Annotated in this window: 4 protein-coding genes and 1 pseudogene; 2 read left to right on the top strand and 3 right to left on the bottom strand. The window is 54.8% G+C overall.

The features are described 5' to 3' along the window. From AAAC48_RS17940 to AAAC48_RS17930, 3 genes are all read right to left on the bottom strand, one after another. On the bottom strand, positions 1–1,439 hold a 1,439-nt coding region (locus AAAC48_RS17940; RefSeq protein WP_340655488.1), incomplete at its 3' end, for a DUF6212 domain-containing protein. Between the two features lie 247 nt (positions 1,440–1,686). Next, a complete protein-coding gene (locus tag AAAC48_RS17935; protein WP_340655487.1) occupies positions 1,687–2,904 on the bottom strand; it encodes a glycosyltransferase family 4 protein in 1,218 nt (405 codons plus the stop codon). Positions 2,905–2,948: 44 nt separating this feature from the next. After that, positions 2,949–3,518, bottom strand: a complete 570-nt coding sequence (locus AAAC48_RS17930; protein ID WP_340655489.1) for a MarR family transcriptional regulator — start codon at positions 3,516–3,518, stop codon at positions 2,949–2,951. Positions 3,519–3,717: 199 nt separating this feature from the next. On the opposite strand from AAAC48_RS17930, the gene AAAC48_RS17925 reads away from it, so the two are divergent. Next, positions 3,718–5,487 carry a type I secretion system permease/ATPase gene (locus AAAC48_RS17925; RefSeq protein WP_340655486.1) on the top strand — a complete coding sequence of 590 codons (1,770 nt, stop codon included), beginning with the start codon at positions 3,718–3,720 and terminating at the stop codon, positions 5,485–5,487. Further along, positions 5,484–6,126 (top strand): annotated as a pseudogene (locus tag AAAC48_RS17920) (HlyD family type I secretion periplasmic adaptor subunit); the annotation flags it as partial. The gene AAAC48_RS17925 and the pseudogene AAAC48_RS17920, both read left to right, overlap by 4 nt.

The following is a 6,126-nucleotide window of genomic DNA, read 5'->3' as shown; positions in this document are numbered from 1 at the left end:
ACCTTAAGCCAGGAAAAATCGACCGAGTCCGTGGTTGCCTTACTGAGAACGACGAGGTCCATCGTCCGAGCGACCGGCGTATCCAGCATGAAGTTGATGTCTACCGGTTTTTGCGCCGTGATCTCGGTCCAGCCGCTGAAGAGTGCCGAGGGCCGCACTTCGCCCGGACGCTCAAGCGCAGCAATTTCACTCTTGATGTCCGCCGCCAAGTTTACGAGTAGAAATCCGACTGCACCAGGCTGCCCCTCCGGGTGATCGATCATCGCGCGTGCGGATACGCGAACGGTGCCCGGCGCCACGACTCTGCGGACTGCGCCAGCCGTTATGCCTTCACTGAGTGGGTGGCATACGATCGCGTCCTCGTGCTCCAGGAAACGCACCGTCGGAAAATCCGGCTCGATCGAGCTTACGGAGACATTGCTGATGCTGCGAAGAAGTTCTACAGGCAAGCGATAGTCTTCAACCTTGCGACCCGTGATTAGAGCGGTTGGTACAAAGACATTCGGCAAAGTTGTCGGGCGAACCCCGGGCAGACCGGTGAAGATCCGGAAGGCTAGTGGCCGCATATCAAGATCGGCGTGTGGTATCCGTGCCTTGGCCGCGTAGCGTTCATTGGTGATGACATGCCCCAACGACAGCTCAGGTGGCACGCCTCCGGTGGCGGAAACTCTGAGCCGTAACGTGCGATGACCTCCGTCGCATGCCTTCGGCAGGGAAAAGAAATTCCAGTCTGTGGTGATGCTTCCATAGGGAATTATCCATTCCGCTATGCCTTCGCCGTTTTCGACATAATCCAGCGTGACGATCAACTGACCGGAACGGCCTGTCGGGAGGGTACGGAAATGTAGGGCAAAACCCGACACAGCGTAGCTTGATACCGGGAAGAGCTGTTCGATTTCGGATTCACGCAGGAGGTTTGCGAAGCCTTCATCTTTGGGGTCCACGCAAGGATCGTGATTGAATATTTCAGTGACCGAATCCCAATTTCGCGCGTGAAAAGCATTCTCGAGGGCACGGTAATTCTCAAACAGTGTTTCTCGCTCGCGCCGCAGCATCGCAAGCTCGGCATGAACTCGTGTCACGTGGCTGGTGAGACGATCCAATCCGCACTCCAGTACTTGCGCCACGAGCGCCGCTTCAGTGTCGATCGTCGCGCCTTCAAGCCGGATGATTGGGACCTCCGGTAGTGATTTGAACCTATACAGGCTCTTCAACGATGCCTGCAATTCGTCGGCACCTGAATCTGAAACGGCCACCCCAATCAAGGGAAAGGCGTTGAAAAGTTGCGTCTGGTTAGTGTCGGGTTCAACGAAAACGACGAGATCGCTAAGGGGCGAAGCCTCGAGCTGCGCTCGGTCAAGACCGGAAGCGATCGCGTAGCGATGCCGGCGGGAGTGCCGCTGAACGTTGGTAGGCAAGGGTTTGTTCAAAATGGACATCCAATGTCTAATGAGCAATTGCGCAAGCGGTGCCTGCAATTGGCACCATGAAAAAATATTGCTACAGTAATGTCAACACAATAACTGTTTCGACTGTAGCAAAATATAATACATATATAGGATTTAATTGTTTCAAAATTCAAACTAATTTATATGTACTTTTATGTGCGCCGCAGCATCAAGGAATATCGTCGATGATTTGCTGAAGAGAATCCCACCGAAGGCGGGATTTCCTTAAGCAAAACCGCTATGCTCTCAATATCGAATCGATCAGGGATTTCTGCCGTGAAAGGCAGTCGGTCAATCGGAAACGATTCTCGACGGTCCTGCGTGCCGCAACCCGCATGGGCAGAAAATCACTCGGGCTTTGAAGCACGCGAAGGATCGTGTCGGCGAGAGCATCGGTATCATAAAAGGGAACGAGAAGCCCGTTCTGGCCAGACCGGATCACCTCTCGCACTGGCGGGGTGTCGGATCCGATGATCAGCGCGCCGCATGCCATCGCTTCGATCACCGACCAGGACAGAACGAAAGGATAGGTAAGATAGATATGGGCGGACGATATCTGGTAGAGCTGACGCAGTAGATCGTGTGATATGGCTCCCGGAAACAGAATTCTGTCAGCCGGAACGTCGTTCTCGGCGAGCAATGCGTCCTTCCACGAGCCGCCACCGGGAGGCGGCGTGCCGTAACTGACCCCATCTCCCCCGACGAAAACGAAAAGCGCATCCGCATTTTGGCGCATAACCTTTGCCGCGGCCTCGAGAGCTTGCGGAAAGCCGCGATACGGTTCGAGATCCCGGGCGACGAAGGTAATGATGGGCGGATAACCCGGTTTCAACGTACGCCCGTCTGGCAGCTTTAGAGATGCGTTCAAGTCAGGTCGGAATCGGCTCGTGTCGACCCCTTCATGACAGACGGCGATCCGGTTCTGCACTGCAGCAGGATATAGGCTTTTCTGCCAATGGGTGGGGCTGATGCCACCATCGATTGCTTCCAGTGACAGCAACTGCGCAATGTTGCGCAGCCTCAATCGTTTGCGGGTTTCGATGTCTGGTTTATCGTCCGGCGCGAAGCCAATATCCGCGCCCTCGGCGCGGTAGAAAAATTCGCAATACCCCAGGGCCGGGACATCCGGCAGGACATCCTTCGCGAACATCATGCTGCCCCACCCTATGTGCCCTATGACAATGTCGGGCCGTGCTGCGTGGCGGGCCATCGAATCAAGGGTCTCCGCAACGCGATGACCAATGCGGACGTGATGGTCCGGAATACCCAGATGTCTCGCCATCTGCCCGTCAGTTCGAGGGCCTGGCTCCACTCTGTGCCGGATTACGCGGACCGATGGAAGGCGTCGGTCCATTGTTTCACAAATCAGGCTGACGTCATGACCGCTTGTGGCGAGATGCTCGGCCAAAGCCGCGAATTGACCAAATCCACGCCTGTGAACAAAAGTCACATGCATGCAGTCAATCCCCTCCAGGCATCATGACGCGGTTCAAACGGTAATCAGATGCCATAGCGAGCAGCATTTCCCCAAACCAATTCAAGCCGGTGCAGAGTCTGAAACGCAATTTCCAGATTGCGGAGATCATCGGCGTCCCTTGCGAGCACACGGTTGTATGCGCCTCCCGCGTCGCGCAAATTGGCACAAAGTTTCTCTCCTTTTTCCGTCACTCTGATCCGGGCAGACCGCTTGTCCCGTTGAGACGCAACCCTGTCGATATATCCTCCATCGGCAAGCTGCTTTAGATAATAGGAAATGTTGGAACCGACATAGTGACCTCGGTCCAGCAGTTCACCCACGGAAAGTTCGACGTCACCGATGGCCAAAAGCACCATCGCCTGAGCTGGGCCAACGTCCTCAATTCCCAGCTTGGTCATTTCGGTTCTCAACAAACTGGCGAAGCGACGATTCACTCGCTCTATCATCCTTGCCAGTTCGAAGTGTGTTACCACAACCGTATGAACCGGATGTCTATGTCCCTGTTTCTTTGCGGTATTTTCGAGAAAATCAGCGACTTCGACGTCGCCAATAGATGTTTCGACTTCCACTTCCTTGGGTAGAAGCGTTTGTATCATCTTGGTCTCCATGATCAAGGTTACTTCAAAATTTGAAGTAAGTTGCAAATATATTCTCGATCCTCCTCCGCATATTTTCCCCCACTACGAACTTTTTTCTGTCACATTCTGCGCAGTAATACTTTACTAGTCTGTAGCCTTAGACGAAGGTCGTATGGCTAACCGGCAGCTGTGTCATTTCCAAGGCAGATAACGTATGAGCGATACTCGTCAAATCAATGCAATTGGCAAGAGCAATGTTGGAAAAAAAGTGATGACGCCGGCTGTGCCGACGCCTGAAACGCTGATTTTCCGGGCGCGCCGCGTGTTTTTGGCTGGCCTCCTCTATGCCGTGTTGCTGAGTGCGTGCATCAATCTGCTGCAGCTTACGGTACCGCTCTATATGTTGCAGGTCCATGACAGGGTGCTCAACAGCCAAAGTCAGGACACGTTGGTGATGCTGACCATCCTGGCTGTGGGCGCCATACTCGTTTTTGGCGTTCTTGAGTTCATCCGCGCTTTGTCGTTTCAGGCGATGGGTAGCGCCCTCGTGCGCCGGCTTAATCTCCCGGTTCTCACTGCCGCGGTCCAAGCGTCGGTCGATCAAGGTCTGCCAAAAGCCACGCAATCGCTGCGTGATCTGACTGAATTGCGCAATTTCTTGACCTCATCGGCTGTCAGCGCACCACTCGATGCGGCATGGTCACCTATTTTTCTTGGCGCGCTATTCCTCATACATCCCGTCTTTGGGATCATGGGCATTGTCTCGGTCATTATCCTTGTCTGCTGCGGCGTGGTTACGGATCTTATGACGCGCAGTATGATGAAGGACGCAAATCAGGCAAATGTTGAGGCCATTTCGAAAATTGGCAGCACGTTGCGTCATGCTGAAGCGATCGAGGCTATGGGAATGTTGCCGGCTTTGGCAAAACGGTGGCGAACCGCTCAAATGAATTCGTTGGATTTGCTTGACCTTGCTGGCAACCGCAGCCGTGCAATGGCCACTATCGCACGTACATTACGCTTTATCATACAGATCGCCACGCTGGGCGCTGGCACGCTGCTTGCAATGCAACAGGAAATTACCGGCGGCGCGATGATAGCTGTCAGTATTATTGTGGGCCGCCTCCTCATGCCTTTCGATCGCATCGTTGAGACATGGCGCCAATGGGTGCTGGCGATTGATAACTGGCAGCGAATTCAGTCCCTGCTCGCGCAGAACCTTGCTGTACGGCAGACGATGCCGACACCCAGACCGCACGGTGACCTGATCGTTGACAAGCTCGTCTATGCCGCCCCAGGCGTTGAGATGCCGATCATCAAGGGGATTTCGTTCAGCCTGTCGCCGGGCGAAGTGCTTGGCATTGTTGGTCCATCCGCAGCCGGCAAGTCAACGCTCGCCCGCTTGATGATCGGGATCGTCAAACCGACCTCCGGGGGAGTTTTTCTCGATGGCAACAATGTCTATCTCTGGGAACGAGGATCATTCGGAGAGATTGCAGGCTACCTGCCCCAGTCGGTTGCGCTTCTTGACGGTACCATAAAGGATAACATTGCGCGCATGGGTGAAAGCGATCCCCACCGTGTCCTCGAAGCAGCGCGACTTGCCGATGTGCACGAAATGATCGGGCGATTGCCGCTTGGCTACGACACGCCGGTCGGTGATGGGCGGCTGACACTTTCGGGTGGTCAACGTCAGCGCATAGGCCTTGCGCGATGCCTCTATAACCGTCCGCGCTTGATTGTGCTGGATGAACCCAATGCCAATCTTGATGCGGTCGGCGAAAGAGCCTTGATGCGTGCGATAGAACAGGCGCGTGACGATGGAGCGATCGTTGTGATGATCGCCCATCGTCCCACGATCATGCAGGTGGCCGACAAGTTGCTCGTCCTTGAAGATGGTCGCATCACGCAGTTTGGTCCGCGCACCGACGTGGTCGCGTCCATTACTCCAACAGGTCCGAAAATGGGAGCAACAGGAGCATGACCGGCAAAACGAATCTGCCAAAGCGTGCCGCACAACTTCTGACGCCTCGGGCAACATCGGTCAGTGCGAATTTACCCACCAAGTTTGGATCGGTCCGGCCGGAATGGGTGACTGATCTGGAGCAGGAGGATGCGCGTTCTCCGTTACGGCCGCTCGTTATTGCCGGGTTGATGACGATTCTTATCGCATTTGGAGGCTTCTTCGGCTGGGCCTATTCGGCAGAACTCGGTAGCGCCGCGGTTGCGATGGGAACCGTGATCGTCGATTCGAAGCGCAAGACGGTCAGCCATCTGGAGGGCGGGATACTTGATCGTCTTCTGGTTCAGGAGGGCGATGAAGTGACAGTGGGTCAGCCCCTGATCAAGCTCGACGATACGAAGGCACGCTCCGATCTTCAATCCCTGCAGAGCCGCCGTGTCGGCCTGATTGCTAAACTGGCGCGTCTTCGTGCGGAGCAAGCCGGCGAAAAGGAAATCACATTCCCGCAGAATTTTGGTGAAGTTGGCGATGTTTCCGCTGAAGACGCCAAGAAGGCGGAACAGATTTTCTTTCAGAAGCGCTATACCCAGAAGCTGAGCCGCATCGATATCCAGCAGAAAACAATTGAACAATTTACTGAGCAGGCAAAGTCGTCGGATG

It is taken from the genome of Phyllobacterium sp. (assembly GCF_037994405.1).
Classification (GTDB): domain Bacteria; phylum Pseudomonadota; class Alphaproteobacteria; order Rhizobiales; family Rhizobiaceae; genus Phyllobacterium.
Note: the sequence above shows the minus strand (reverse complement) of the source record. Positions and strands in the feature narration are given on the sequence as shown.

Bases quoted from the DNA above. Each gene is read 5' to 3' on its own strand.
- AAAC48_RS17935 (WP_340655487.1), bottom strand. From the start codon at position 2,904: ATGCATGTGACTTTTGTTCACAGGCGTGGATTTGGTCAATTCGCGGCT.
- AAAC48_RS17925 (WP_340655486.1), top strand. From the start codon at position 3,718: ATGAGCGATACTCGTCAAATCAATGCAATTGGCAAGAGCAATGTTGGA.